The organism is Streptomyces sp. SID13666, assembly GCF_010548325.1.
Classification (GTDB): Bacteria; Actinomycetota; Actinomycetes; order Streptomycetales; family Streptomycetaceae; genus Actinacidiphila; species Actinacidiphila fildesensis.
Genome location: NZ_JAAGLX010000048.1, coordinates 34,426 through 57,697 on the forward strand (window position 1 = coordinate 34,426; position 23,272 = coordinate 57,697).

Consider the following 23,272-nt stretch of genomic DNA (forward strand, 5'->3'; position numbering starts at 1 on the left):
CCGCAGGGCACGCAAGCCGTATCAGCCGGAGGTGCCGAGTCCGTCGGGCGGCGGCCTCCGGAAGATCACCTTCCTGGAAGGGGCAGGGCCAGGTATGCGAATGGGACTTCTCGGGGCCGGTCGGATCGGGGCCTTCCACGCCGTAGCGCTACGGGCACACCCGGACGTCGGGGAACTGCTCGTCGCGGACGCCGACCCCGGCCGGGCCGCCGAGGTCGCCGCACGGACCGGCGCCACCGCCGCGGACTCGGTGGACGCCGTCTTCACCTCCGGGGTCGACGCGGTGGTGATCGCCTCCGCCACCGCGGCACACGCCACCCTCATCGAACGGGCCGCACGGGCGGGCCTGCCGGTCTTCTGCGAGAAGCCGATCGCCCTGGACCTGGCCGGCACCGTCGCCGCGCTGCGCTCGGTCGAAGCGGCCGGCACGACGCTGCAGATGGGCTTCCAGCGACGGTTCGACGCCGGATACCTGGCGGCGCGCGAGGCCGTACGGTCCGGCCGGCTCGGCCGGCTGCACACCGTGCGGGCCGTCACCTCCGACCCGGCCCCGCCGCCCGCCGACTACATCCCGCTCTCCGGCGGCCTGTACCGCGACTGCCTGATCCACGACTTCGACATCCTGCGCTGGGTCACCGGCCGCGAGATCCTGGAGGTGTACGCGACCGGCGCCAACGGCGGCGCGGACTTCTTCCGCACCGCGGGCGACGCCGACACCGCGGCGACCCTGCTCACCCTGGAGGGTGGAGTGCTCGCCACCGCCACCGCGACCCGCTACAACGGCGCCGGCTACGACGTCCGGATGGAGCTGGCCGGCACCGACGACCAGATCGCCGTGGGTGTCGACGCCCGCACCCCCGTCACCTCCGTCGAGCCCGGCGCCGCGAGCAGCGTCCCCGCCCCGTGGCCCGGCTTCCTGGAGCGCTTCGCCCCCGCCTACCGCGCCGAGCTGGACACCTTCGTCCGGGTGGCCCGCGGCGAGAGCGCCAACCCCTGCCCGGGACGCGAGGCGCTGCGCGCCCTGCTCGTCGCCGAGGCGTGCGAGGTGTCGCGGCGCGAGCGGCGGCCGGTCGCGGTCGCCGAGATCGCGGCGCGCGCCGAACTGATCGCCGGGACCTCGGCCCGCACCGCGGAGGTGAGCGCATGAGGCTCGACCGGGTGGCCGCGGCGCCGATCTCCTGGGGCGTGTGCGAAGTGCCGGGCTGGGGGCACCAGTTGACGCCCGAGCGGGTACTGGACGAGATGGCGGCGCTCGGGCTGACCGCGACCGAGTTCGGACCCGACGGCTTCCTGCCGGGCCCGCTGCTCGCGGCGCGCGGGATGACGGCCGTCGGCGGCTTCGTCCCGGTCGTGCTGCACGATCCGGCGACCGATCCACTGCCGGAGGTGCGCACCGCGCTGGCCGCCTTCACCGCGGCGGGCGCCGGAACCCTGGTGCTCGCCGCCGCGACCGGGCAGGACGGCTACGACGCGCGCCCCGAGCTGGACGCGCTCGGCTGGAAGACCCTGCTGGCCAATCTCGACCGGGTCGCGGCGCTCGCCGCGGCCGCCGGGATCACCGCCGCCCTGCATCCGCACGTCGGCACGATGGTGGAGGGCCCGGAGGACGTCGACCGGGTCCTGGAGGGCAGCTGGACCGGGCTGTGCCTGGACACCGGGCATCTGCTCGTCGGCGGCACCGACCCGGTGGCACTGGCCCGCCGGGCGGCCGGCCGGGTGGTCCACGTCCATCTCAAGGACGTGGACGAGGGCGCGGCGGCGGCCGTGCACGACGGGCGCACCTCCTACACCGAAGCCGTGGACCGTAATCTCTACCAGCCGCTGGGGCAGGGCGACATCGACCTCGCCGCCCTCATCGGCGCACTGGAGGACGCGGGGTACGCGGGCTGGTACGTCATGGAGCAGGACGCCGTGCTCACCGCGGAACCGCCGCCCGGCGGCGGCCCCGTCGACGACGTACGGGCCTCGCTGGACTGGCTGGCCGCGCTGTGACCGCCCCGGAGACCGCGCGGGCACCGGGCACCCCGTACGACGTGATCACCGTCGGCCGGGTGGGCGTTGACCTGTACCCCGAGCAGACCGGCGTCGGCCTCGCCGACGTCCGCACGTTCGCCAAGTACCTCGGCGGCACCGCGACCAACGTCGCGGTGGCCGCGGCGCGTTACGGCCTGCGGACCGCGGTCCTCACCGGTGTCGGGGACGATCCGTTCGGCGGGTACGTACGCGGCGCGCTGCGCGGCTTCGGGGTGGACGACGCGCTGGTGACCACGGTGCCGGGACTGCAGACGCCGGTCGTGTTCTGCGAGATCTTCCCGCCCGACGACTTCCCGCTCTACTTCTACCGGCGCCCCGTCGCCCCGGACCAGTGCCTGGAACCGGAACGGCTGGACCGCGCGGCGGTCCGCGACGCGCGGGTGCTGTGGATCACCGGCTCCGCGCTCGCCGTCGAGCCGACCCGCTCCACCCTCTTCGCCGCGCTGGAGGAACGGGCCGGCCGCGAGGTGTACTTCGACCTCGACTGGCGGCCCGGCTTCTGGGCCGACCCGGCCGAGGCGCCCGAACTGTACGCACGGGCCCTGCGGTACGCGACGGTCGCGGTCGGCAACCGCGAGGAGGCGCAGGTCGCGGTGGGCACCGGCGATCCGGAGCGGGCCGCCGAACTGCTGCTGGACCGCGGGGTGCGCCTCGCCGTCATCAAGCAGGGACCGGACGGGGTGCTGGCCCGCACCGCGACCGAGAGCGTCTCCTTCCCGCCGGTACCGGTCGAGGTGGTCAACGGCCTCGGCGCGGGTGACGCCTTCGGCGGCGCGCTGTGCGCCGGTCTGCTGGCCGGCCGGCCGCTGTCCCGTGTCATCAGCACCGCCAACGCGGCCGGCGCGCTGGTCGCCTCACGGCACGCCTGTGCCGACGCCATGCCGACCCTCTCCGAGGTGGAGGCTCTTCTCACGCGACAGGCGCGGCAAGCGGTCCCCGCGGCCGTCGACGCCGAAACGAAGAGGTCCCGCGTATGACCGCGAAATCCCGCCCCGTACGTCCCTTCGCGCCCGTTCCCGAGGCCCAGACCCAGGCGTCCGCGGCCGACCGGCGCCCCGCGCCGCTCGCGTCCTCGGTCGACGAGATCACCCGGCTGCGGGCATCCGCGCCGGACGCGATCCGGCTCGCCTGCGCGCAGCGCACGCCCTTCGACCCGTCCCGGCTCGCCCGCCCGCTGTTCGTGCTGGCCGCCGACCATCCCGCGCGCGGCGCCGTCGCGGCGGGCGGCGACCCGACGGCGATGGGCGACCGCCACGAGCTGCTGGCGCGGTGCGTCGAGGCGCTGGCGCGCCCCGGGGTGGACGGCTTCCTCGGCACGGCCGACCTGGTCGAGGACCTGATGCTGCTCGGCGCCCTCGACGGCAAGCTCGTCCTGGGGTCGATGAACCGCGGCGGGCTGCCCGGCGCGTCCTTCGAGCTCGACGACCGTTTCACCGGCTACGACGCACCCGGTATCGCGGCGGCCGGCCTCGACGGCGGCAAGGTGCTGCTGCGGATCGACCCGGAGGACCCCGGCACGGCCGACACGCTGGCCGGCTGCTCGCACGCGGTGCACACGCTCGCCGCACGCCGGCTGCTGGCGCTCGTCGAACCGTTCCGTACCCACCGGGTGGCCGGGCGGGTCGTCAACATCCTGGAGCCCGACGCGCAGATCTACGTCAACAACATCGCCCAGGGCCTGGGCAGCACCTCCGCGTACACCTGGCTGAAGGTCCCGGTCGTCGACGAGATGGAACGCATGATGGCCTCGACGACCCTGCCCACCCTGCTGCTCGGCGGCGAGGGCACCGGCGGTCCCGACGAGCGGTACGCGGCCTGGCAGAAGGCGCTGCGGATACCGCAGGTGCGCGGTCTGATCCTCGGCCGCACCATGCTCTTCCCGGACGACGGCGACGTGGCGAAGGCCATCGACACCGCCGTGTCGCTGGTCGACCGCAGCCCGTCCGCGCCGGAGAACGCCCGATGACGCCGGGCGGCGGGCCCACGCGGCTGGCCGGACACGTACCGGCCGCGAGCGCCGCCCGCGACGGCTACGACCTGTGGGTGGACCCGGAGGGCGCCGGCTGGGGCTACAGCTCGCTGCGGGTGCTGACGCTGGCGCCCGGCGAAACGCGCACCCTCGACAGCGGTGACAGCGAGTGGATCGTGCTGCCGCTGGCGGGCGGCTGTTCGGTCGCCGTCGACGACGAGGTCTTCGAACTGCGCGGCAGGCCCGACGTGTTCAGCGGCGTCAGCGACTTCGCGTATGTGCCGCGGGACGCGCGCACGGTGCTCACCAGCCGGGCCGGCGGCCGCTTCGCGCTCACCGGGGCCCGTTGCGAGCGGCGGCTCGCGGCCCGTTACGGGCCCGCCTCCGGTGTGCCCGTGGAGCTGCGCGGCGCGGGCGGCGCGAGCCGTCAGGTCAACAACTTCGCGGCGGCCGGGGTCTTCGACTGCGACCGGCTCATCGCGGTCGAGGTGCTCACCCCCGGCGGCAACTGGTCGTCGTTCCCGCCGCACAAGCACGACGAGGCGAGCGCGACGGAGTCCGAGCTGGAGGAGATCTACTACTTCGAGCTGGCGGGCGGCCCGGGGGCGATGGGCTACCAGCGGGTCTACCCCTCCGGCGCCGGACGGACCGACGTGCTCGCCGAAGTGCGCGGCGGCGACGCCGTACTGATCCCCGACGGCTGGCACGGCCCGAGCATGGCCGTCCCCGGCTACGACATGTACTACCTGAACGTGATGGCCGGGCCCGGCGCCGACCGGGCCTGGCTGATTTGTGACGACCCCGCGCACGCCTGGGTACGCGGCAGCTGGGCCGCACAGTCCGCGGACCCGCGACTGCCGCTGTACACCGCACCTGTGGAGACCGCATCAGTGGAGGAACCGCGCCCATGACGACCACCGTCAGGCTCACCGTCGCCCAGGCCCTCGTCCGCTTCCTCACCGTCCAGCACACCGAACGGGACGGCGTATGCCGCCGGCTGATCGCCGGGACCTGGGGCATCTTCGGCCACGGCAACGTCGCCGGGGTCGGCCAGGCCCTGCTGCAGACCGGCCACGATGTCATGCCGTACTACCAGGGCCGCAACGAGCAGGCGATGGTGCACGCCTCGGTCGGCTTCGCCCGGATGAACAACCGGCTGTCCACGATGGCCTGCACCACCTCCATCGGGCCCGGCGCCACCAACCTCGTCACCGGTGCGGCCCTGGCCACCATCAACCGCGTGCCGGTACTGCTGCTCCCCGGCGACGTGTTCGCGACCCGCCCCGCCGATCCGGTGCTGCAGCAGCTGGAGGTGCCGTGGGCGTACGACATGTCCGTCAACGACACGCTGCGGCCGGTCTCCCGCTACTTCGACCGGATCTGGCGCCCGGAGATGCTCGCGCCCTCCCTGCTGCAGGCGATGCGCGTCCTGACCGATCCGGTGGACACCGGCGCGGTCACCCTGGCGCTGCCCCAGGACGTCCAGGCCGAGGCGTACGACTGGCCGGCCGAGCTGTTCGAGCAGCGGGTCTGGCACGTACGCCGTCCGCAGCCGGACGCGGCGGCGCTGGACGAGGCCGCGGAGCTGCTGCGGTCCGCCGAACGCCCGCTGATCGTGGCGGGCGGCGGTGTGATCGGCTCCGAGGCCACCGACGCGCTGCGCGAGTTCGCCGCGGCCACCGGAATCCCGGTGGCCGAGACCCAGGCGGGGAAGGGCTCGCTGCGCTTCGACCACCCGCAGGCGCTGGGCGGGATCGGCCACACCGGCACCGGGCCGGCCAACGCCGCCGCCCGCGAGGCCGATGTCGTCCTCGGCATCGGCACCCGCTGGACGGACTTCACCACCGCGTCGAACTCGCTGTTCGCCCACCCGGACGTGCGCTTCGTCAACCTGAACATCACCGCGTTCGACGCGCACAAGATGGCGGGCACCGCCCTGGTCGCCGACGCCCGGTCCGGTATCGAGGCGCTCACCGCCGCCCTGGCCGGCCACCGGGTGGACCTGTCCCGGCACGACCGGGGCGTCGCGGAGTGGCAGCGCGCCACCGACGCCGTCTTCCGGCCGGGCGGCGACGCGGGCGACAGCCTCCCCTCGCAGACCCAGGTGCTGGGCGCCCTGGAGGAGGTGCTCCAGGACCGCGACGTGGTCATCAACGCGGCCGGCTCGCTCCCCGGCGACCTGCACAAGTTCTGGCGGTCCCGCGACCCGAAGCAGTACCACGTCGAGTACGGCTACTCCTGCATGGGCTACGAGATCCCCGCCGCGATCGGGGTGAAGCTCGCCGCGCCCGACCGCGAGGTGTTCGCCCTCGTCGGCGACGGCACGTATCTGATGCTGCCCACCGAGATCGTCACCGCGGTCCAGGAGGGCGTCAACATCAACCTCGTGATCGTGCAGAACCACGGCTACGCCTCCATCGGCGGACTGTCGGACTCGGTCGGCGCCGAGCGCTACGGCACCGCCTACCGGTTCCGGGCCCCGGACGGCACGTTCACCGGCGATCCGCTCCCCGTCGACCTGGCCGCCAACGCCGCCAGCCTCGGCCTGGACGTCCTGACCGCCCGCACCGTCAAGGAGCTGCGCGAGGCGCTGGCCACGGCCCGCGCCTCGGACCGCGCGACGGCCGTGTACGTCGAGACCGGGCCGGGCACGGGCGGGGAACCGGCCTCCGGCGCCTGGTGGGACGTGGCCGTCGCCGAGGTCTCCGACCGGCCGGCCGCCCGCCGGGCCCGCGCGGAGTACGAGCGGGCGAAGCGCGGCCAGCGGCACCACCTGTGACCGGCCACCCGGGTTCCGTTTGGCGCCCGGAGGAACCTGAGGGATAACTGCGTCATGGACGCATCACAGGCCGACGCCTACCTCTCGCGCATCGGGGCCGACCGCCCCGCAATACCCGACGCCGCCGCGCTGCGCGACCTGCAGCTTCGTCATCTGCTCACCGTGCCGTTCGAGAACCTCTCGATCCATCTCGGCGAGGAGATCGTGCTGACGCAGGAGGCGCTCCACGCCAAGGTCGTCGGGGCCCGGCGGGGCGGCTTCTGCTACGAACTCAACGGTCTGTTCGGTGCGCTGCTGACGGAGCTCGGGTACCCGGTGAGCCTGTTCGCCGCCCGGGTCTTCGACAAGGACGGGGTCCTCGGCCCGCCCTTCGACCATCTGGCGCTGCGCGTCGAGGCCTCCGGCTCCTGGCTGGTGGACGTCGGTTTCGGCCGGTTCACCCAGCACCCGATCCGGCTGGACAGCCGCGAGGACCAGTCGGACCCCAGCGGTGTCTTCCGTGTCGCCGACGCGCCGGACGGTGACGTCGACATCCTCAAGGACGGCGTACCGGAGTACCGGCTGGAGCAACGCCCCCGCGAACTCGCCGACTTCGAACCGACCTGCTGGTGGCAGCGCACCTCCCCCGCGTCCCACTTCACCCGGTCGCTGGTCTGCTCGCTGCTCACGCCGACCGGCCGGATCACCCTCAGCGGCACCTCCCTCATCACCACCGAGGGCGACGAACGGCACGAACAGGACCTGGAGCAGGACGAACTGCTCGCCGTCTACCGCGACTCCTTCGGTGTCGTCCTCGACCGGCTCCCGGTCCAGCCGGCGGCGCCGGAAGAATCGAACTGACGGATGGGCGGTCACACCTTCGCGGGATATCCGCCGCCCGAATCACCCGGCGTACCGGCTCCCGCACGGCCCCCGCAGGTATCCGCCACCCCAACGGGCCTTCTCGCCACGGGAGTTGTCGGGTGGGCGCACCGCGCCCGGCGGCCCGCCCGGCTCGCATACGATGACGCCGTCGAGCAGCGGGCGTCCGCGCTACGACCTCCGTCACCGCTGGAAGACTCCGTCACCGCTGGAACTGGATAGTCATGAATCCCGACAGGTTCGACCGCCTGGTGCAGATCCGCCGCCACATCCACGCGCACCCGGAAACGGCGCGCAAGGAGTTCGGCACCACCGCCTTCATCGCCGAGCAGCTCACGGCCGCCGGTCTCGCGCCGCAGATCTTTCCCGGCGGCACCGGCCTGTACTGCGACATCGGTGACGGCCGCGGCCCGCTCGTGGCGCTGCGCGCCGACATCGACGCGCTGCCCGTCGCGGACGAGAAGGAGGTCCCGTACCGGTCCACCCAGCCCGGGACGTGTCACGCCTGCGGGCACGACGTGCACACCACGATCATGCTCGGGGTGGCACTGGAGCTCGCCCAGGCGCCCGAAGCGATCGAGGGGCGGGCCCGGTTCATCTTCCAGCCCGCGGAGGAGGCCGTACCCAGCGGCGCCCACGACGCCATCGCGGCCGGGGTGCTCAAGGACGTGGCGGTCATCTACGCCCTGCACTGCGATCCCGCGGGCGAGGTGGGCCGGGTCGGGATCCGCACCGGGCCGATCACCTCCAGCCTGACCGCCTTCGACATCCAGATCACCCAGCCGCCGGCCGGCACCGCGCCCGGAGCCCATCCCGCGGACCTGGTGATGGTGATGGCCAAGCTCATCACCGACCTCCCGACCGCCCTGCAGAACGCGCTGCCCCCAGGCGCCGCGATGGTCGCCTCGGCGGTCTTCGGGACGGTGAACAGCGTGCCGGGACCCGACGGCCGGCCGGAGCGCGTCACATCCCTGGGGACGGTGCGGTCGCTGAGCCGGGAGGCGTGGGCGGCGGTACCGGAACTGTTCGAGCGGCTGGCCTCCGCGATCGTCTCCCCGTACGGGGTGACGTTCAACGCCGACTTCAACCAGGTGGCGCCCGCGGTCACCAACGACCCGGACGCTATGCGGGTCTTCGACGCGGCGGTCACGTCGGCCCTCGAACCCGGTGCGCGCTACGAGACCCCGCAGAGCCTCGGCGGCGAGGACTTCGCCTGGTACCTGGAATCCGTGCCCGGCGGCCTGGCCCGGCTCGGGGTCCGGCCCCGCGGCCGGGCGACCGCCTACGACCTGCACAGCGGGCGGTTCGACGTCGACGAGGAGTGCATCGCCGTCGGCGTGAAGCTCATGCGCGAGACCCTGCGGCTGGCGCTCACCGAGTACAGCGCGCGTTGAGCCGCGGATCCTGACCGAGCCCTCGTCCCGGACGAGGACTCAGACGCCCCAGGTGCGGCGCTGCGCCGCGAACGCCTCGTGGAACTCGGGGAAGGTCTTCTTCACGCATCCCGGGTCGTCGAACGTGACACCCGGGGTGCGCAGCCCGGCGACGGCGAAGCTCATGGCGATGCGGTGGTCCCCGTGACAGGTGATCTCGGTGGCGACGGGCGTGCCGGGGTGGATCTCGATCCAGTCGCGTCCGGTCTCGACCCGGATGCCCTGCCGGCGGAGGTTCTCCGCACACGCGTCCAGCCGGTCGCACTCCTTGACGCGGGTGTTGTAGACGTCCTCGATCCGCACCGGGCCGTCGGCGAACGGCGCGATGGCGGCGAGGGTCGGCATGGTGTCGGAGATGTCGCGCATGTTGACGGTGACCCCGGACAGCCGCCCGGTGCCGGTGACGGTGGTGGCGTCCGCTCCGGTCTCCACCTCCGCGCCCATCCGCCGCAGGATGTCGACGAAGCGCAGATCGCCCTGGAGCGCGTCCGCGCCCAGGCCGGGGACGGTCGCGGAGGCGCCGGTCAGCGCGGCGGCGGCGAAGAAGTAGCTCGCGGTGGAGGCGTCGGGCTCGATGTCGTAGTCGGTGGCGCGGTAGCCGCCGGGCGGAACGGTGAGGGTGTCGCCCTCCCGCAGCACCTCGACGCCGAAGCTCCGCATCATCGCCAGGGTGATCTCGACGTACGGGGCGGAGACGAGCCCGGTGACGCGGATCCGCAGACCCTCGGCCGTGAGCGGGGCGACGAGCAGCATCGCGGTGAGGAACTGGGACGACAGGCTCGCGTCGAGTTCGAGGTCGCCGCCCTTGATGCCGCGCGCGGTGACGGTGAGCGGCAGATGGCCCTCCGCTTCCTCGTGCCGCAGGTCGACGCCGAGCCGGCGCAGGGCGTCGGTGAGCGGGGCGACCGGGCGGCGGCGCATCTGGGCGGAGGCGTCGAAGCGGTACGTGCCGTGTCCCGCGGCGGCGAGCGCGGGCAGGAAACGGGCGGCGGTGGCCGCGTCACGGCAGTACACGTCCGCCTGCCCGACGGCGGGGCCGGCCGGCCGGCCCTCGATCCGCCACCGGTCCGGCTCCCGCTCGACCGCGTAGCCCAGCTTCGTCAGCCCCTCGGCGAAGCCGTCCGTGTCGTCGGAGAGCAGCGGCCGGCGGAGCGTGGTCGTGCCCTCGGCGGCGGCTGCCAGGAACAGCGCTCTGGCGGTGACCGACTTCGAACCCGGCACGGCGACAACGGACACTTCTGGGCCTCCCGATACGACTCGGACGCGCGTCAGCGGCGCTGCTGATGCCTTGATCGGGACCGATTCTAGGTCCGCGCACATCAGGTGACGGAACCGGTGGCGTTGCCGGGCAGCACCTAGTAGCGCACCGGCAGCCGGTGGACACCGCGGATCAGCATGCCGCGGCGCCAGGTCAGGGTGGCGGGGTCCGCGTCGAGCGCCAGGTCCGGGCAGCGTTCCAGCAGGGTGCGGATCGCGGTCCGGCCCTCGATACGGGCCAGCGGGGCGCCGAGGCAGTAGTGGATGCCGTGGCCGAACGCCAGATGGCCCTGGGCGGAGCGGTGGATGTCGAAGGTGTCGGGCTCCTCGAAGCGTTCCGGGTCGCGGTCCGCTGAGGCCAGCGCCACCAGGACCGGCTCGCCGCTCGGGATGACGGTGCCGCCGATGTCGACGGGCTGGGTGGTGAACCGCCAGGTGGAGGTCTCGACGGGCCCGTCGTAGCGCAGCATCTCCTCGATCGCGCCGTCCAGCAGCGAGGGGTCGGCGCGCAGCTCGGCGAGCTGGCCGGGATGCCGGAGCAGTGCCAGTACCCCGTTGGAGATCAGGTTGACGGTCGTCTCGTGCCCGGCGACCAGGAGCAGGAAGGCCATCCCGACGAGTTCCTCGGCCGACAGCTGGTCGCCGTCCTCGTGCCGGGTGCGGATCAGGGCGCTCATCAGGTCGTCGGCGGGAGCACTGCACCGTTTGTCCTCGATGAGCTCCACCAGGTAGGCGCCCATGGCCTCCACCGCGGCGTTCTCCGCCTCGGCGCCGGCCTGCCCGACGATCACGTTGGACCAGTGCCGGAACGCTTCGCGGTCCAGCGACGGGACGCCGAGCAGTTCGCAGATGACGGTCATCGGGAGCGGGAAGGCGAGCGCGTCCACCAGGTCGGCGCGGCCGAGCGGCAGCATCTCGTCCAGCAGCTCGTCGGTGATCTCCTGGACCCGGGGCCGCAGCGCCTCGGCACGGCGTGCGGTGAACTCCTTGGCCACCAGCTTGCGGAGCCGGGTGTGCTGCGGTGCGTCGGCCTCCAGCATGTTGGCGCTGATGGCGCCGGGTTCGGCGAGCGGGTCCAGGGTGCGCCAGCTCTTGCTGAACCGGGAGTCGGCGAGCGCCGAGCGCACCGCCTCATGGCCGACGACGAGCCACAGCTCGCCGTTGTCGACGGTGCGGACCCGGTGGACCGGGCCCTGCTCCCGCAGCTTGGCGTAGATCGGGTACGGGTCGGCGGTGAACTCCTCGCCGTAGGCGGTCAGATCGATGATCTCGGACATGCCCATAACCTCCCCCTGGTCAGACGGGTTCGCCTTGCTCCGCACGGTAACCGGCCGTCGGCGGAGCGCGCCTCCCCCTCACGGAGGAGTACAGCGGGCAGGAGGTCAGGGGACCCGGGGGTCCGGTGGACCGGGGGTCGGGTGGTCCGGTGGTCAGGGGGTCAGGGGGTCAGCGGGCGTCCGCCAGGCGGGCCAGCAGCTCGGTCAGCCGCTTGGCGACGGTGTCGCGGTCGCCTTCGGTGAGCTCAGGTCCCATCCCGCAGGCGACGGCGCCCGCGGCGATCCAGTCCGGCGCGGTGTCGACCGTGATGCCGCCGGCGGGCAGCAGCGCGGCCTGCGGAAGGGCGGCGCGCACGTCCTTGATCCAGCCGGGGGCGTAGCCGGACGCGGGGAAGAGCTTGAGCGCGTCCGCGCCGAGTTCCATGGCGCGGACCATCTCGGTGGGGGTCGCCACGCCGGGGAAGACCGGGACGCCGTAGCGGTGCCCGGTCCGTAGGACGCCCTCGTCCAGGCTCGGCGACACCAGGAAGCGGGCTCCGGCGTCGACGGCCATCCGGGCGGAGGTGGCGTCCAGTACGGTGCCCGCGCCGATGATCGCGTCATCGCCGACCTCGCGGACGAGGGTGGTCACCGCTTCGAGCGCGAAGGGTGTGGTGAGCGAGATCTCCAGTGTGGTCAGCCCGGCCGAGAGCAACGTGTCGGCCACCGCGGCGGCCTGGTCGTAGCTCTCGCTGCGGACGATGGCGAAAACCCGCTGGGCCAGCGCGGCCCGGGTGATCTCCCAGCGGTACACGGCGGATCGCCGTCCTTCCTCGGTGCTGTGGAACGGGGGCGGATCATCGTCTCCCTGGAACGCTATCGGGTGCCTCTGACACCGAGGCCTGCGGTTCGCGGGGATGTATCCGGTCCGTAACACGCGAAAGCGCGGGGCGGGCGCCGGAGGTCCGGCGCCCGCCCCGCGCACTGGGGTCGGAAGGCGGTGGGCAGAGGGATCGGCAGCTGCTCGGCAGGGCGCTCACCAGGCACCCGGAAGGATGCTCAGCAGGCACCCGGAAGGGTGCTCAGCAGCTGAAGTCGACCAGCTTGAACGACGCGTAGTGGTCGGCGGTGTAGTAGTCCTCGTCGACCGCTTGGCCGGTGATGATCCGGCGGGCGCCGCGGGTCGGCGACCCGGGCGTGACGACGGTGTACTCGTGGTAGTAGCCGCTGGTGTGACTGGGCAGCAGCTGTTCCTGGTTCCGGAACACGACGCCGTCCTGCGAGTACGGGAACGGCCCGCCCGCGTCGATGAGGTCGAGGGTGTGGTGGGCCTGCGACGGCAGCGCCGAATAGCAGATGCTGCCCACCGCGTTGACCGTCACCGTGGCGGACGAGCCGACGGCGGCGGAGGTGGGGGCGAGGGCGGCGGGAGAGGCGGCGACCGCCGGGCCGCCGACGAGGAGGGTGCCCGCGAGGACGGCGAGCGCGCCGATACGAGTGAGACGTGGGGTTCTCATGGACACCACCATGACGCGCGTAGACCTGGCTCCGTCAATGCCAACCACACACTGTTTTCCAGGAGTTAACCGGCCACGGAAGATGTGTGAGAACCGGCGCGGGCCCGGCACGATCGGCCCGGGTGACCGGCCGGCCGGCCCGTACGGACGCCGCTCAGCCCTGGTGGGTGGAGAACAGCCCGCCCGTCGGCCCCTGCTTGTCGCCGCCCTGGGCCTTCTTCAGCGCGTTGGCCAGACCCTCGATCGTCATCGACTGCAGGATGACGCGGCCGTTGCCCTCCAGGGTGGCCAGCGACAGCCCCTCGCCGCCGAAGACCGCGTTCATCAGCCCCTGCCGGTCGAGGCCGCCGATCCGCTGCACCCCGTACTCGATGCCCTCCTCGAAGGCGACGATGCAACCGGTGTCGACCTCGATCCGGCCGCCGAAGTCCGCCGGGTTGAGGTCGATGAAGTTGCCCGCGCCCGCGATGATCACCGTGCCGTGCCCGGTGAACTTCTCCAGGATGAAGCCCTCGCCGCCGCTGCGGCCGGTCCGTCCGCCCTGGAAGGCGATACCGAAGTGGACGGTCGACTCGGCGGCCACGAAGGCGTCCTTCTCGGCGAACCAGGCCCGCGAACCGTCCAGCTCCAGGGCCCGCATCTCACCGGGCAGCACCCCGGCGAAGCCGACGGTGCCCTCGCCGCCGGACGCGGCGAAGTACTGGAAGGCGAGGCTCTCGCCCGCCAGCGCCCGCTGCCCCGCCTGCATGGCCGTGCCCATCGCCTGGCGCAGCATGCCGCTCATGCCGCCGGACGCGCCGCCGCCCGGCTGGACGCCGCCAGGTCCCGACAGCCGGGTCTCCATGGTGACGTTCGACGTCTTGAACAGGAACTTCCCCGCCTCGCAGTACACCGTCTGACCTGGCTGAAGGGTGCATACGGTCATCTGCATGGCGGTGCCGACGATCTGCTGCTGCAGGGTCACAGCGGGGCTCCTTGGCGGGACGAGGTGCGACAAGGCGGGAGCATCCGATTGATCCCGCTTTGTCAACGTACCTCCAGGCGGGCCTCCCGGACGGTTGGGCTCCGGTTCCAGGGCGCGCCGCCGGAGTCGAGCAGCCTGGCCAGCGGCAGGGTGGCCGCGCCGACCGTGACCGCGTCGGGGCCGAGCCGGCCCATCTCGATGGAGGTCTGGGCGCAGGGGTGGTGCAGCGCGTAGGCCACCGCCGCCTCGCGGACGGCCGGCAGCAGCCGGGGGCCGATCATGAGCCCGGCCCAGCCGCCGATCACGATGCGCTCGGGGTTGAAGAGATTGATCAGGTCGGCGATGCCCGCGCCCAGGTACTCGGCGGTCTCCGCCAGCAGCGCGGCCGCGGACGGGTCCTCGTCGGCGGCGGTCAGCAGGGCCGTGAGGCCCGCTTCCTCGCTCTGCCCCTCCGGGGCCCTGCCCCAGCGTTCCAGCAGCGCCTCGGCGCCGACATAGGCCTCCAGGCAGCCGCGGGCGCCGCACCGGCAGAGCCGGCCGCCCACCTGGAGTGTGGTGTGACCCCACTCCCCCGCGCTGCTGGTGGCCCCCCGGTACGGCTTGCCGTCGGCGACCACGCAGGCGCCGACGCCCGAGCCGAGCAGCGCGATGACGGCGCTGCTCGCGCCGCGTCCGGCGCCGAACCACATCTCGGCCTGGCCCAGCGTCTTGGCGCCGTTGTCGATGTAGAGCGGCAGGTCGGTGCCGGCCCGCAGCAGGCGGCCGAACGGGACCGCGTTCCAGCCGATGGTCTGGCCGTGCACGACGATGCCCTCGCCGCTGCCGAGGTCGATGCCTGAGCCGCCCTGGCCGTTGGCGCCGTCACCCTGCTCGACGATGCCGGGGACCCCGACGCCCACCCCGAGCACATCGCTCTCGGAGATGCCCGCGTCCCGGACGACGGCCGAGAGACCATCGAGAATCAGCCGTACGACGTGGTCGACGTCATGGCCGCTGTCCGACAGCGGCAGGTCCGCCGCGGCGAGTTCGGTGAGGGCGAGGTCGAACAGCTCGACCCGGACCCGGGTCTCCCCGACATCCACCCCCACGACGCAGCCGTAACCGGCGGCGACCCTGAGCAGGATCCGCGGCCGTCCGCCGTCGGAGTCGACGGAACCGGCCTCCTCGACCAGCCCGTCGGCGATCAGATCGCCGACGACGTTGCTGATCGATCCCGCGCTCAGCCCGGAGTCCCGTCCCAACTCCTGGCGACTGAGTGGTCCTTCGAAATACAGGTGGCGCAACAGCGCCGACCGGTTGCCGCGCCGCAGGTCACGCACGGTTCGTTTGCCTCGATCTGCCATTCGGTCCTCCTCCCCTGGCTCCCCGGCTGAAATCTATCGGTGCGCGAAGTCTTGACGCCACCTTTTCTCACAAGTTAAATCACGCCCTGAAATAAGACACGGCCCCTGTTCACTTCTTGAACTGATCCAGACCCGTTCTCGACCTGTTCCTGACGTCTTCCGGACCCGTTCCTGTCAGGTTCCGCACCAGTCCAGACCCGTTCCCGTTCCCGTTCCGTAGCGATCCCACCCCTGAGAGGGGACCGTCATGCGTACCTACCACCGGGCAGTCGCGGCCACCGCCATCGCCGCAGCGATGGCACTCACCGCTTCCGCCTGCGGCGGCGGCTCCAGCAGCAACGACAGCGGCGGCAACAGCAGCCCGAAGACCCTGACGTACTGGGCGAGCAACCAGGGCACCAGCCTGGAGAACGACAAGCAGGTGCTGGAGCCCGAGCTCAAGAAGTTCGAGCAGCAGACCGGGATCAAGGTCAAGCTGGAGGTCGTCCCCTGGTCCGACCTGCTCAACAGAATCCTGGCCGCGGCCACTTCGGGCCAGGGGCCCGACGTGCTGAACATCGGCAACACCTGGTCGGCGTCCCTCCAGGCCACCGGTGCGCTGCTCCCGTTCGACGCCGCCACCTTCTCCAAGATCGGCGGCAAGGACCGCTTCGTCAGCGCCGCGCTCGCCGCCGCCGGCGCGCAGGGCAAGGACCCGGCCGCCGTGCCGCTGTACTCGCTGGCCTACGGGCTCTACTACAACAAGAAGATGTTCGCCGACGCGGGCATAGCCGCCCCGCCGACGACCTGGGACGAACTGGTCGCCGACGGCAAGAAGCTCACCAAGGACGGCAAGTACGGCCTCGCCGTCGAGGGCGGCAACGGCTCGGAGAACATCCACCACGCCTTCGTCCTCGCCAAGCAGCACGGCTCGGACTTCTTCGACGCCTCCGGCAAGGCCACCTTCGACACCCCGGAGAACGTCGCCGCCGTCAAGCAGTACATCGACTTCATCGGCAAGGACAAGATCGCGGCTCCCGGCAACGCCGAGTACGCCGCCAACCAGTCCCTCGCCGACTTCGCGACCGGCAAGGCCGGCATGCTGATGTGGCAGGCCGCCGCCTCCTCGCTGAAGTCCCACGGCATGAAGCCCGAAGACTACGGCGTGGCGCCGGTTCCGTTCCAGACCGCGGGCGCCACGGGTGCGAACGCCATCAACTCGATGGTCGCCGGCATCAACCTCGCGGTCTTCAAGAACACCAAGAACCTCGACGGCTCACTGAAGTTCGTCAACTTCATGACCAGCACCGCCGAGCAGAAGACCCTCAACGCCACCTACGGCTCGCTGCCGCCGGTCAAGGACGCGCAGAGCGACCCGGCCTTCTCCACCCCCGACCTGAAGACGCTCGCCGAGGTGCTCGCCAAGAGCGCCGCCCCGCTGCCGCAGGTCCCCAATGAGAGCCAGTTCGAGACGCTCGTCGGCACCGCGATGAAGGAGCTCTTCGCGCAGGCCGCCTCAGGCAAGGACGTCACCACCGATTCCGTGAAGAACGCCCTCACCAAGGCCCAGCAGCAGATGCCGGCCTCGTGATCGCGCGACTGCGCCGGATCGGCCTGCCCTACCTGCTCCTGCTTCCCGCGCTGCTGCTCGAACTGCTGATCCACCTCATCCCGATGATCGTCGGCATCGTGATGAGCTTCAAACAGCTCACCCAGTTCTTCATCCGCGACTGGGGCGCCGCGCCCTGGGCCGGCCTGGACAACTACCGCGTAGCGGTGGACTTCGACGCCCCGGTCGGCCAGGCGCTGCTGCACTCGTTCTGGGTCACCCTCTGCTTCACCGTCCTCGCCGTGGGGCTCTCCTGGCTCCTCGGCACCGCGGCGGCGATCCTCATGCAGGACGCCTTCCGCGGCCGGGGATTCCTGCGGGCGATCTTCCTTGTCCCGTACGCGCTGCCGGTCTACGCGGCCGTCATCACCTGGTCGTTCATGTTCCAGCGCGATACGGGCCTGATCAACCATGTGATCCACGACCAGCTGCACCTCACCTCCGAGCGGTCGTTCTGGCTGATCGGCGACAACAGCTTCACCGCCCTCGTCACCGTCTCCGTCTGGCGCTCGTGGCCGTTCGCGTTCCTGTGCCTGATGGCAGGGCTGCAGAACATCCCGCGTGAGCTGTACGAGGCGGCGTCGATGGACGGCGCGGGCGTCTGGCAGCAGATCCGCCGGATCACCCTGCCGTCGCTGCGGCCGGTCAACCAGGTGCTGGTACTGGTGCTCTTCCTGTGGACGTTCAACGACTTCAACACGCCCTACGTGCTGTTCGGCAGATCGGCGCCGGAGGCCGCCGACCTGATCTCCATCCACATCTACCAGTCGTCGTTCGTCACCTGGAACTTCGGCTCCGGCTCGGCCATGTCCGTCCTCCTGCTGCTGTTCCTGCTGGTCGTCACGGCCATCTATCTGCTCGTCACGTCACGCAGGAGGGATGCGGCCGATGCGTAAACCCCCTCCTCCCCCGTCCCCGATGGCGCAGCCGAAGTCCTTCATCTGGACCCGGAGGATCTTCCTCACCCTGCTCACGGTCTTCACGCTCGCCCCGGTGTACGTGATGCTCAGCTCCTCGCTGAAGCCGCTGCAGGACGTGCAGGGCTCCTTCCGGTGGATCCCGAGCGGCTTCACGTTCCGGCCGTACATCGACATCTGGCACACGGTCCCGCTCGCCAAGTACTTCGTGAACTCGGTGATCGTCTCGGTCAGCGCGACCGTGGCCTCGGTGGCCGTGGCGATCTTCGCCGCCTACGCCGTCAGCCGCTACCGCTTCAAGGGCCGCAAGTTCTTCACCGTGACGGTGCTGTCCACCCAGATGTTCCCGGGCATCCTCTTCCTCCTCCCGCTCTTCCTGATCTTCGTCAACATCGGGAACTCGACGGGGATCGCCCTCTACGGCAGCCGCGGCGGCCTCATCCTCACCTATCTGACGTTCTCGCTCCCCTTCTCCATCTGGATGCTCGTCGGCTACTTCGACTCCATCCCGCGCGATCTCGACGAGGCCGCGATGGTGGACGGCTGCGGCCCGCTCGGCGCGCTGTTCCGCGTCGTCGTCCCGGCCGCGGTCCCCGGCATCGTCGCGGTGTCGGTGTACGCCTTCATGACGGCCTGGGGCGAGGTGCTCTTCGCGTCGGTCATGACGAACGACACCACCCGCACCCTCGCCGTCGGCCTGCAGGGATACGCCACCCAGACCGACGTGTACTGGAACCAGGTCATGGCCGCCTCACTCGTCGTGAGTGTGCCCGTGGTCGCCGGGTTCCTGCTGCTCCAGCGCTACTTGGTCGTCGGACTCACCGCCGGCGCCGTCAAGTGACCACCACCGAAAGGCTGCTCGTGAACGACCTCAGCGCTCTCCCCGCCGACTTCATCTGGGGTGCGGCCACCGCCGCCTACCAGATAGAAGGAGCGGTGGACGAGGACGGCCGGTCCCCCTCGATCTGGGACACCTTCTCCCACACCCCGGGCAAGGTGGCGGAGGGTGACACCGGCGACGTGGCCTGCGACCACTACCACCGGGTACCCGAGGACATCTCCCTCATGGGCGATCTCGGCCTGGACGCCTACCGGTTCTCCATCGCCTGGCCCCGTGTCATGCCGCAGGGCGGCGGGCCGGTCAACCCGGCCGGACTCGCCTTCTACGACCGGCTCACCGACTCCCTCCTCGAAGCGGGCATCACCCCCTTCCCGACGCTCTACCACTGGGACCTGCCACAGGCTCAGCAGGACCGGGGCGGCTGGCCGGAGCGGGAGACCGCGGAGCGGTTCGGCGAGTACGCGTCGGTGGTCGCCGAAGCCCTCGGCGACCGCATCCACGACTGGGCGACGCTCAACGAGCCGCTCTGCTCGTCCTGGATCGGCCACCTCGAGGGCAAGATGGCCCCCGGCCTCACCGACATCACGGCCGCGGTCCGCGCCTCGTACCACCTGCACCTGGGGCACGGCCTCGCCGTCCAGGCGATCCGCGCCGCCAACCCGAACGCCCGCATCGGCATCGTCAACAACCTCAGCCCCTGCGAGCCCGCCACCGACCGCGAGGCCGACCAGGCCGCCGCGGTCCGCGCCGACGGCCACACCAACCGCTGGTGGCTCGACCCGATCCACGGCCGCGGCTACCCGCAGGACATGGTCGACCTGTACGGCGTCGACCTCCCGATCCGCAGCGGCGACCTCGACACCATCGCGGCCCCGCTCGACTGGCTCGGCGTCAACTACTACTTCCGCAACGTCATCGCCGACGACCCCACCGGCCTGCCGCCGCGCGCCAAGCAGGTCTACCTGCCGGGCGTCCGGCGCACGGCGATGGACTGGGAGGTCTACGGCGACGGCCTGGAGCAGCTGCTCGTCCGGGTCGCCGAGGAGTACGGGGCCGAGCGGATCTTCGTCACCGAGAACGGCTCCGCCTACCCCGACACCGTCGGCCCCGACGGCCAGGTCGACGACCCGGAGCGACAGGCCTACCTGGAGGAGCACCTCGCCGCCTGCGCCAGGGCGGTGCGCCGCGGCGCACCGCTGGCCGGCTACTTCGCGTGGTCGCTGCTGGACAACTTCGAGTGGGCCTACGGCTACGACAAGCGCTTCGGCCTGATCCACGTCGACTACCCGACGCAGAAGCGCACCATCAAGGGCAGCGGCCGCCGCTACGCCGACATCATCGCCGCCCACCACCGCCGCGCCCGCCGCGCGGCCTGACGGTTCGCTCGCACTTGTGCCCGGCATCCGTCCCGCACGGGGAGGACGGCTGCCGGGCACTCACCCCGCGGCGGGCAGACGGCGGCTGCCAAGCCCTCACCCGGCGGCGGGCAGACGGCGGCTTCCAGGCCCTCACCCCGCGAGCGGGATGAGGGCGGAGCCGGGCACTCACTCACCCCGCCGCGAGCTCCAGCCGGCAGCGGACCTGCTTCCCGACCGGCGACCGCGCCACCCGCCACCCCGACGTGAGCAGATCCACGAGCGCCAGCCCCCGCCCGGACTCGGCGTCGGCGTCATCCATCGCCACCGCGCGCCGGCGCGGGATCCGCGCGGGATCCGGATCGTGCACCCCTAACACCACCACCGTCCGCCCGACCGACAGCTCCACCACCAGCGGCACCCACTCCCCGCACGCCCGAACCGAGTTCCCGACCAGCTCGGACAGCACGAGCTGCGCGCTCTCGGCCGTCTCGGTGTCAACGCCCTCCGAGGCGAGGGTCTTACGGGTGAGCTCCCGGACGGCGCGCAGGTTGTCGCCGGAGGCGACGAGGTGGACGACGAAGCCGTGCGGTCTGGTGCGGAGGTAGAAGCCGGGGGTTGGGGGTTCGGATACCTCAGCCATGGCACCTCCAGCGAGCAGCGCGGCCATCAGGCGCCAACGGGCGCCGCACCAGGCCTCCTTGGCGTCGAGCATGACGCCCCGCAATTCGAACGTGCAAGTTTGTCACCTCGATTCGTTGATTCGAATTCTCATTCCATCGACTTACCCGCTGTACCGATGGAAGACTCCGCGCATGCCAAACGTGCGCCCCGTACCGACCGTCCGCCGCCGACGCCTGGGCGAAGCCCTGCGCCGCTACCGCAACGCGGCTGGTCTCACCCTCGACGCGGCCGCCGGAACCCAGGGCTGGATCGGCCCCAAGCTCTCCCGCATCGAGACGGCGAACGGCCACATCCGCCCGGCGGAGGTCGTCAGCCTCCTGGACGTCTACGGCATCACGGACCCCGAGGTGACGACGGCGCTTGAGGGGCTGGCGAAGGACGCCCGAAAGCAGGGGTGGTGGCAGACGTACAGCGGCGTCGTCGGGCCTACGTACGCCGACTACATCTCGCTGGAATCCGATGCGGGAAGCATCCGCGAGTTCGCACCCCTGCTGGTCCCAGGTCTGTTGCAGACTGCTGCCTACGCCCGAGAGATCATCGCGGCGAACGCCACCACGCGCACCCCGGAGGAAGTTGCGGCCCTCGCCGAAGTGCGACAGGCGCGGCAGGCCGTTCTCACCAGGCCCACCGGAGCGTTGAAAGTCTGGGCAGTGATCCACGAGGCGGTGCTGCACCAACGCTTCGCGGTGCGACCGCAGACCATGCGCGAGCAACTTCGTCGCCTGCTCGACGTCTCGGAGATGCCGAACGTCACGCTGCAGATCATGCCTCTGGACGCCACACCGCACCCCGGCGGCGCGGGTGGGTTCAGCGTCGTCGGCTTCCCGGGGCCCATGCCGGACGTGGTCCTGCTGGAGAATCTGATTGGTTCGTCCTACGTTGAGGGCATCGACGAAGTGCAGACGTTCGCCGACGCGTTCGAACGCATCGTCGCCACTGCCCTGCCGACGGACGATTCACTGGCGCTGATCGCGCGCATGGAAGAGAGAAGCCGTAAATGAACGACATACGCAAAGCTGAGTTGTACGCCTTCGACCTCTCCAAAGCCGCCTGGCGCAAGGCATCCACCAGCGCCGGTGAGGGCAACTGCGTGGAGATCGCCGATCTCCCCAACGGCGCCGTCGCCGTCCGCGACTCCAAGAACCCCGGCCGGGAGCCCCTCCGGTTCGACGCGGCCGAGTGGGCCGCGTTCCGCGCAGGGGTCATCGCCGGCGAGCTCTGATCCGGCCGGGCGGGTGCGTAGCTGAGGTCAGAGCGATGCGAAGTGCCCTTCTGCGGCGCTGCGCACCTTGGCCGGGCGGAGGGGAGGCCCCGGCGCTGCGCGCCTGCCAGGGGGTCGGTCCGCTGCGGCCGAGCACCGGACGGGCATCAGGGCCTCAGCAGTCCGCCCACCCACCAGTCGTGCGGCTTGCCATCGTTGGCGATGCCTCGATTGCGCAGTGTCCCTTCGACGGTGAAGCCGAGTTTCTCGGCGACGGCACGCGAGCCGGTGTTCCCGGCCATGGCCCACCACTCGATGCGGTGGACGTCGAGGGTGGCCCAGCCCCAGCCACACAGGGCCCGAGCGGCCTCCACCGAGTACCCGCGTCCGCGCTGTTCCCTGGCCGCCCAGTAACCGAGCTCCCAGACGCCGCGGCTGACGAGGGTCAGGCAGTACGAGCCGACCAGGGCGCCGGTGTCCTTGCGGAACGCGCCGAGGGTGTAGTCCCTGTCCTCGGCCCACTGAGCGGGCAGCTTCTCACCGACGAGCTCCTCCGCGTCCGCACGCCGGTACGGCACCGGAACCGGGGTGTAGAACTGGATGTCCTCGTCCTGGCAGGCTTCGTACACCCCATCCACGTCGGCAGGCGTAAAGGCCCGCAGCACCAGACGGTCGGTCTCAAGCGTCACTGGATCCATCGCGGCAGTATGACCACCATTGACAACCGGCGACCATCGAATATCCCGGGCTGGTCGACGGTCCTCTCACACCCCGGATCAGCTGCCCCCACTGGTGGTCAACGTACGTACAGTCAGCCTGCGTTCAGCTGATTTCTTCGGTGCGGGTGGTGAGTTGTTCAGCACCGCGCGCCGTGAGGGAGCCGTGCAGGCGCAGGCGGGAGATGCCGCCGTCGGGGAAGATGTCGATCCGCACCCGGGTGGCCGGGACCGGGTTCACCAGGAAACGGTGCACCGTGTCGGGCTGCAGCTTGGTCCGCGGCAGCAACTGCGTCCACTCATCCGAACCGTCGTCCTGCACGAACAACGCCGCCCAACCCGCCGAGTTCCCCTTCAAATACGCGGTGTCGATCTCCACCGCCCGGATCACACCCTGCGCCACCAACCGGTACTGCACCCAGTCATTGCTCTTGTCCCGACGACGACGCGTCTCCCACCCGTCATCCATCTTCCGCGAACGCCCCGGCAGGATCGTGTTGACCGGCGAGGAGTAGAAACGGTCCGACGCGTCCTCGACCGTGCCGCCGTTCTCCAAC

21 protein-coding genes and 2 pseudogenes are annotated in these 23,272 nt (G+C 71.4%); 14 read left to right on the top strand and 9 right to left on the bottom strand.

Annotated elements, in window-relative coordinates; translation table 11 throughout:
• Nucleotides 1–94: 94 nt before the first annotated feature.
• The 8 genes from G3I60_RS36980 to G3I60_RS37015 all read left to right on the top strand — a co-directional run bounded on the left by G3I60_RS36980 (nt 95) and on the right by G3I60_RS37015 (nt 9,037).
• A complete protein-coding gene (locus G3I60_RS36980) occupies nt 95–1,147 on the top strand; it encodes a Gfo/Idh/MocA family oxidoreductase (protein ID WP_164297592.1) in 1,053 nt (350 codons plus the stop codon).
• Entirely contained in the window at nt 1,144–1,992 is an 849-nt protein-coding gene (locus G3I60_RS36985; RefSeq protein ID WP_164608309.1) for a TIM barrel protein, read from the top strand. The genes G3I60_RS36980 and G3I60_RS36985 overlap by 4 nt, the downstream gene beginning before the upstream one ends.
• Nucleotides 1,989–3,011 (top strand): 5-dehydro-2-deoxygluconokinase, encoded by a 1,023-nt coding sequence (gene iolC / locus G3I60_RS36990; protein WP_164608310.1) that lies wholly within the window; start codon nt 1,989–1,991, stop codon nt 3,009–3,011. Before G3I60_RS36985 ends, iolC begins: the two co-directional genes overlap by 4 nt.
• Nucleotides 3,008–4,000, top strand: coding sequence for a deoxyribose-phosphate aldolase (locus G3I60_RS36995; RefSeq protein WP_239070730.1), 993 nt, complete (start codon nt 3,008–3,010; stop codon nt 3,998–4,000). The genes iolC and G3I60_RS36995 overlap by 4 nt, the downstream gene beginning before the upstream one ends.
• Nucleotides 3,997–4,914 carry a 5-deoxy-glucuronate isomerase gene (iolB, locus tag G3I60_RS37000; RefSeq protein WP_164608311.1) on the top strand — a complete coding sequence of 306 codons (918 nt, stop codon included), beginning with the start codon at nt 3,997–3,999 and terminating at the stop codon, nt 4,912–4,914. The genes G3I60_RS36995 and iolB overlap by 4 nt, the downstream gene beginning before the upstream one ends.
• On the top strand, nt 4,911–6,782 hold the full coding sequence (iolD, locus tag G3I60_RS37005; RefSeq protein WP_164297584.1) for a 3D-(3,5/4)-trihydroxycyclohexane-1,2-dione acylhydrolase (decyclizing): 1,872 nt from the start codon (nt 4,911–4,913) through the stop codon (nt 6,780–6,782). The genes iolB and iolD overlap by 4 nt, the downstream gene beginning before the upstream one ends.
• 54 nt (nt 6,783–6,836) lie before the next feature.
• The gene (locus G3I60_RS37010) at nt 6,837–7,622 is read left to right on the top strand and encodes an arylamine N-acetyltransferase (protein ID WP_164608312.1); all 786 of its coding nucleotides are present in this window, start codon (nt 6,837–6,839) and stop codon (nt 7,620–7,622) included.
• Nucleotides 7,623–7,867: 245 nt separating this feature from the next.
• Nucleotides 7,868–9,037 (top strand): amidohydrolase, encoded by a 1,170-nt coding sequence (locus tag G3I60_RS37015; protein ID WP_164608313.1) that lies wholly within the window; start codon nt 7,868–7,870, stop codon nt 9,035–9,037.
• A gap of 39 nt (nt 9,038–9,076) precedes the next feature.
• On the opposite strand, the gene aroA is transcribed toward G3I60_RS37015, so the two are convergent.
• The 6 genes from aroA to G3I60_RS37045 all read right to left on the bottom strand — a co-directional run bounded on the left by aroA (nt 9,077) and on the right by G3I60_RS37045 (nt 15,413).
• Nucleotides 9,077–10,312: a 3-phosphoshikimate 1-carboxyvinyltransferase gene (gene aroA, locus G3I60_RS37020; protein ID WP_164608314.1), complete on the bottom strand. Its 1,236-nt coding sequence runs from the start codon at nt 10,310–10,312 to the stop codon at nt 9,077–9,079.
• Nucleotides 10,313–10,431: 119 nt separating this feature from the next.
• Complete coding sequence (locus G3I60_RS37025) at nt 10,432–11,616, bottom strand: cytochrome P450 (RefSeq protein ID WP_164608315.1); 1,185 nt, start codon at nt 11,614–11,616, stop codon at nt 10,432–10,434.
• Between the two features lie 163 nt (nt 11,617–11,779).
• Nucleotides 11,780–12,403, bottom strand: a complete 624-nt coding sequence (locus G3I60_RS37030; RefSeq protein WP_138355591.1) for a bifunctional 4-hydroxy-2-oxoglutarate aldolase/2-dehydro-3-deoxy-phosphogluconate aldolase — start codon at nt 12,401–12,403, stop codon at nt 11,780–11,782.
• 268 nt (nt 12,404–12,671) lie between these two features.
• A complete protein-coding gene (locus G3I60_RS37035) occupies nt 12,672–13,106 on the bottom strand; it encodes a ribonuclease domain-containing protein (protein WP_164297575.1) in 435 nt (144 codons plus the stop codon).
• Between the two features lie 154 nt (nt 13,107–13,260).
• Nucleotides 13,261–14,070: an AIM24 family protein gene (locus G3I60_RS37040; RefSeq protein WP_138355593.1), complete on the bottom strand. Its 810-nt coding sequence runs from the start codon at nt 14,068–14,070 to the stop codon at nt 13,261–13,263.
• A gap of 62 nt (nt 14,071–14,132) precedes the next feature.
• Nucleotides 14,133–15,413, bottom strand: coding sequence for an ROK family transcriptional regulator (locus G3I60_RS37045; RefSeq protein WP_164297573.1), 1,281 nt, complete (start codon nt 15,411–15,413; stop codon nt 14,133–14,135).
• 247 nt (nt 15,414–15,660) lie between these two features.
• On the opposite strand from G3I60_RS37045, the gene G3I60_RS37050 reads away from it, so the two are divergent.
• From G3I60_RS37050 to G3I60_RS37065, 4 genes and pseudogenes are all read left to right on the top strand, one after another.
• Nucleotides 15,661–16,983, top strand: a complete 1,323-nt coding sequence (locus tag G3I60_RS37050) for a sugar ABC transporter substrate-binding protein (RefSeq protein ID WP_164297571.1) — start codon at nt 15,661–15,663, stop codon at nt 16,981–16,983.
• 5 nt (nt 16,984–16,988) lie between these two features.
• Nucleotides 16,989–17,897, top strand: a pseudogene (locus G3I60_RS37055) (carbohydrate ABC transporter permease); the annotation flags it as partial.
• Entirely contained in the window at nt 17,890–18,759 is an 870-nt protein-coding gene (locus G3I60_RS37060) for a carbohydrate ABC transporter permease (RefSeq protein WP_164297569.1), read from the top strand. The pseudogene G3I60_RS37055 and the gene G3I60_RS37060, both read left to right, overlap by 8 nt.
• 20 nt (nt 18,760–18,779) lie before the next feature.
• Nucleotides 18,780–20,135: a GH1 family beta-glucosidase gene (locus G3I60_RS37065; protein WP_164608316.1), complete on the top strand. Its 1,356-nt coding sequence runs from the start codon at nt 18,780–18,782 to the stop codon at nt 20,133–20,135.
• A 172-nt stretch (nt 20,136–20,307) separates the two neighbouring features.
• Here the strand turns inward: G3I60_RS37065 and G3I60_RS37070 are convergent, their stop codons facing one another.
• Nucleotides 20,308–20,757, bottom strand: coding sequence for an ATP-binding protein (locus G3I60_RS37070; protein ID WP_239070731.1), 450 nt, complete (start codon nt 20,755–20,757; stop codon nt 20,308–20,310).
• Nucleotides 20,758–20,929: 172 nt separating this feature from the next.
• Between G3I60_RS37070 and G3I60_RS37075 the strand changes: the two genes are divergently transcribed.
• Nucleotides 20,930–21,799 (top strand): helix-turn-helix transcriptional regulator, encoded by an 870-nt coding sequence (locus tag G3I60_RS37075; RefSeq protein ID WP_164297624.1) that lies wholly within the window; start codon nt 20,930–20,932, stop codon nt 21,797–21,799.
• A complete protein-coding gene (locus G3I60_RS37080) occupies nt 21,796–22,020 on the top strand; it encodes a DUF397 domain-containing protein (RefSeq protein ID WP_164297567.1) in 225 nt (74 codons plus the stop codon). Before G3I60_RS37075 ends, G3I60_RS37080 begins: the two co-directional genes overlap by 4 nt.
• Nucleotides 22,021–22,166: 146 nt before the next feature.
• Here the strand turns inward: G3I60_RS37080 and G3I60_RS37085 are convergent, their stop codons facing one another.
• Together G3I60_RS37085 and G3I60_RS37090 are read right to left on the bottom strand one after the other, a co-directional pair.
• The gene (locus tag G3I60_RS37085; protein ID WP_164297565.1) at nt 22,167–22,697 is read right to left on the bottom strand and encodes a GNAT family N-acetyltransferase; all 531 of its coding nucleotides are present in this window, start codon (nt 22,695–22,697) and stop codon (nt 22,167–22,169) included.
• 124 nt (nt 22,698–22,821) lie between these two features.
• Nucleotides 22,822–23,272: pseudogene (locus G3I60_RS37090) on the bottom strand (allantoicase); the annotation flags it as partial.

Excerpts from the sequence above, each read along its gene's own strand:
- G3I60_RS37080 (WP_164297567.1), top strand. The coding sequence starts at position 21,796 with ATGAACGACATACGCAAAGCTGAGTTGTACGCCTTCGACCTCTCCAAA.
- G3I60_RS37070 (WP_239070731.1), bottom strand. The coding sequence starts at position 20,757 with ATGGCTGAGGTATCCGAACCCCCAACCCCCGGCTTCTACCTCCGCACC.
- G3I60_RS36995 (WP_239070730.1), top strand. The coding sequence starts at position 3,008 with ATGACCGCGAAATCCCGCCCCGTACGTCCCTTCGCGCCCGTTCCCGAG.
- G3I60_RS36980 (WP_164297592.1), top strand. The coding sequence starts at position 95 with ATGCGAATGGGACTTCTCGGGGCCGGTCGGATCGGGGCCTTCCACGCC.
- G3I60_RS37050 (WP_164297571.1), top strand. The coding sequence starts at position 15,661 with ATGCGTACCTACCACCGGGCAGTCGCGGCCACCGCCATCGCCGCAGCG.
- G3I60_RS37015 (WP_164608313.1), top strand. The coding sequence starts at position 7,868 with ATGAATCCCGACAGGTTCGACCGCCTGGTGCAGATCCGCCGCCACATC.
- G3I60_RS37025 (WP_164608315.1), bottom strand. The coding sequence starts at position 11,616 with ATGGGCATGTCCGAGATCATCGATCTGACCGCCTACGGCGAGGAGTTC.
- G3I60_RS36985 (WP_164608309.1), top strand. The coding sequence starts at position 1,144 with ATGAGGCTCGACCGGGTGGCCGCGGCGCCGATCTCCTGGGGCGTGTGC.
- G3I60_RS37060 (WP_164297569.1), top strand. The coding sequence starts at position 17,890 with ATGCGTAAACCCCCTCCTCCCCCGTCCCCGATGGCGCAGCCGAAGTCC.
- iolB (WP_164608311.1), top strand. The coding sequence starts at position 3,997 with ATGACGCCGGGCGGCGGGCCCACGCGGCTGGCCGGACACGTACCGGCC.
- G3I60_RS37035 (WP_164297575.1), bottom strand. The coding sequence starts at position 13,106 with ATGAGAACCCCACGTCTCACTCGTATCGGCGCGCTCGCCGTCCTCGCG.
- G3I60_RS37010 (WP_164608312.1), top strand. The coding sequence starts at position 6,837 with ATGGACGCATCACAGGCCGACGCCTACCTCTCGCGCATCGGGGCCGAC.
- G3I60_RS37075 (WP_164297624.1), top strand. The coding sequence starts at position 20,930 with ATGCCAAACGTGCGCCCCGTACCGACCGTCCGCCGCCGACGCCTGGGC.
- G3I60_RS37045 (WP_164297573.1), bottom strand. The coding sequence starts at position 15,413 with ATGGCAGATCGAGGCAAACGAACCGTGCGTGACCTGCGGCGCGGCAAC.
- G3I60_RS37085 (WP_164297565.1), bottom strand. The coding sequence starts at position 22,697 with ATGGATCCAGTGACGCTTGAGACCGACCGTCTGGTGCTGCGGGCCTTT.
- iolD (WP_164297584.1), top strand. The coding sequence starts at position 4,911 with ATGACGACCACCGTCAGGCTCACCGTCGCCCAGGCCCTCGTCCGCTTC.